Annotated in this window: 2 tRNA genes and 1 rRNA gene; all 3 read left to right on the top strand. The window is 56.8% G+C overall.

The features are described from left to right. Positions 1–16: 16 nt before the first annotated feature. A tRNA-Ile gene (locus QWY80_RS14055) sits at positions 17–93 on the top strand. Between the two features lie 189 nt (positions 94–282). Next, positions 283–358, top strand: a tRNA-Ala gene (locus QWY80_RS14050). A 194-nt stretch (positions 359–552) separates the two neighbouring features. Continuing rightward, a 23S ribosomal RNA gene (locus QWY80_RS14045) occupies positions 553–769 on the top strand; the annotation flags it as partial.

Genomic DNA, 769 nt, shown 5'->3' with positions numbered 1-769 from the left:
TCGCCCAGTGACCAACGGGTCTGTAGCTCAGTTGGTTAGAGCGCACCCCTGATAAGGGTGAGGTCGGCAGTTCGAGTCTGCCCAGACCCACCATTCTCCGAGCCGCCGGAACGCTCAGTTGGTGAGAGCGCACCCCCGGACGTTCTGTCAAGAGAAGGGTGAGGTCGCGGGGTTGTGTTCGAGTCTGCCCAGACCCACCAATCCAAGACGGAAGAAATAAGAGGTAAGAGATAAGAAGAGATCTTCTTCACTCTTCTTTCTTCACTCTTCTCTCTTGTGTGAGGGGCCTTAGCTCAGCTGGGAGAGCGCCTGCCTTGCACGCAGGAGGTCACCGGTTCGATCCCGGTAGGCTCCACCATCGCTTCGCCCCAACGGTTCTTGCAGAGACCAGCGGCAAGTCGCCACGACTTGCCACTGTTCTCTGAACAGTCGCTCTTTAACAATGTGAATCATGCTGACACGTTCCTTTCGAGAGAAAGGGACAACGAGATACGTCTCAAGCGTATCCGGCAATGTCGTGTGCATCGCCGACCAGACCCTTTGGGGTTATATGGTCAAGCGATGAAGCGCATACGGTGGATGCCTTGGCAGCCAGAGGCGATGAAGGACGTGGAAGCCTGCGATAAGGCTCGGCGAGGTGGCAAACGACCTGCGACCCGGGCATGTCCGAATGGGGAAACCCACTCACCATCCGGTGAGTATCCCATCCTGAATCCATAGGGATGGGAGGCGAACCGGGGGAACTGAAACATCTCAGTACCCCGAGGAA

Source organism: Halomonas ramblicola (assembly GCF_030409215.1).
Taxonomy (GTDB): Bacteria; Pseudomonadota; Gammaproteobacteria; order Pseudomonadales; family Halomonadaceae; genus Halomonas; species Halomonas ramblicola.
Note: the sequence above shows the minus strand (reverse complement) of the source record. Positions and strands in the feature narration are given on the sequence as shown.